This is a genomic window from Peptostreptococcus sp. D1 (assembly GCF_900112955.1).
GTDB lineage: Bacteria > Bacillota > Clostridia > Peptostreptococcales > Peptostreptococcaceae > Peptostreptococcus.
Genome location: NZ_FONP01000034.1, coordinates 1 through 2,151 on the forward strand (window position 1 = coordinate 1; position 2,151 = coordinate 2,151).

1 protein-coding gene is annotated in these 2,151 nt (G+C 33.8%); it reads left to right on the forward strand.

Annotated elements, in window-relative coordinates:
- Window positions 1-160 precede the first annotated feature (160 nt).
- Window positions 161-2,151, forward strand: a 1,991-nt coding sequence (locus BM120_RS10790) for a thioester-forming surface-anchored protein (protein ID WP_143076550.1), incomplete at its 3' end; no start/stop codon positions are given.

Here is a 2,151-nt window from a genome sequence, read left to right on the forward strand (position 1 = left end):
AGACAGACAGACAGACAGACAGACAGACAGACATATATTTTAAAAAATAAAAATATAAATATAAAAAACAAGCAAAAGTATATACCTGATGACGGATAGGTGTGTGTTTTTGCTTGTTTTTGTGTGAAAATTTAAAATATAAGGAGGTATACATATAAATATGAATAAATTAAATAAATTTTTATCAATTTTTATATCCATATTGACAGTTTGTTCAGGCTTGTTACCGAGTGCACCAGTATTTGCACAAGATTCAAGTACATCCAATGAATATATATATCGAGGGTGGAAGGAGTACCAGAACTCATATGATCAGGCATTTTATGTGGGACTTAAAGACAAAGTAATCAGTGAAAGAGAGATTGAGGATAGGCATGTCGCATATTGCTTTAATTACGGAAAGCCGGCTCCTTTAGATCTGAAAAATCCAGAAGAAATTCTTTATAAAAAAGTTAATTTAAATGAAAATAATATGTATTTATATATTAATAATCCAGAGTCGCAGAAAGAAAATTATAAGGAATTTTATAAAAATATTATGAAGGTCATTTATAATGGCTATCCTGAAAATGCAGCTGGTATTAAAGAGGATTTGAATGATGGCGATTTTAGAGAAGCAACACAGTGGGCAGTTTGGTTTTACACTGATAAATATAACCCCGAGCAAGATCAGAAATTGATCGCCTTGCTTCCTTTAATGTCAGAAGGAGCTAGAGCTATTTGGGATAAAAAAATAGCAGCATATAAAAAATTAATAGGTGGTGGAATTGTTGATACAGGCAATTTTTCCTTAGATATGTATGAAACAAATATGAAATCCAGCGATGGAAAAAAATATCAAAACTTGATTGCTCTTAAGAAAAATGATCCGAAGAAAAGACCGGAAGATGAAACACAGTACAAAACACAAGTGTCATTTGCGAAGATTACAGACGAAGAGTATGAAAAATTAAAAAAAGAAAAACCTGACATATATAGCATAAAAGGTTTAAGTGGAGTCAAATTAAAAATAGAAGAAGTCGATGGTAAGGAGATATGCAAGTTTGAGTCTAAGTCAAATGCAGGCTATAGTCATGAGCTAACATCCGGTAAAGAGTATAAACTAATAGAATTAGAAGCTCCTGAAGGATATAAAAAGGCTGAACCTGTGTCCTTTAGAATAGAAGAAGAAATTGAAATGCTTTATGGTTTTCCTCAGTTAAAGTTTAAAATATATATAAAGGGAGCCAATGGTCAATGGGAAGAAGCTGCTGACAACGCTGTAGTCATGGTAGATGAGAAGCAACAAACAACACCGGTTGAACCACAAACGCCGGAGCCGGATAAGACAAGTCTAAAGGTAGAAAAAGAATGGCAAGGAATTGATCCAAATGACGCACCTGAAGTAACAGTATACCTTGTAAAAAACAAAGAAAAAACAAAAGAATCTATCAAGCTAAATAAAGATAATAAATGGAAAGGCGAGTTTAAGGATCTTGAGGTGGTAGATGATATTAATGATAATAAAGCTAATGTCTATACTATTGTAGAAGACGGAGAAGAAGATGGCAAGGTAACGCTTGCAGATACAGAATATGAGGTAACTTATGCAGGTGGAAAGGTCATCAATACAAAAATAGTACCACAAATGTCGCTTGAACCGGCTAAGAAAAGCCTAAAAGTAGAAAAAGAATGGCAGGGCATTAATCCAAATGACGCACCGGAAGTAACAGTATACCTTGTTAAGAATGATAAAAAGACAGATAAAGCCATCAAATTAAATAAAGATAATAAATGGAAAGGCGAGTTTGAAGAGCTTGAGGCGGTAGATAATATTAATGATAATAAAGCTAATGTCTATACTATTGTAGAAGCTGGAGAAGAAAAGGGTAAGGTAATGCTTGCAGATACAGAATATAAGGTTACTTATGCAGGTGGAAAGGTCATCAATACAAAGGTAGTATCAAAAACAAAGGTAAGCTTCTCAAAGAAGGCTCTGACAGAAAACGGAGAAGAGCTAGCAGGAGCTAAAATCAAGCTTACTAAAAAAGATGATACAACAGAAGAAGGTACAACAGTAATCAAAGAATGGGTAACTGATGGAAAGCTAACAGAGTTTGAATTGGAGGCTGGAAGCTATACATTTACAGAAATATCAGCACCGGATAAGTA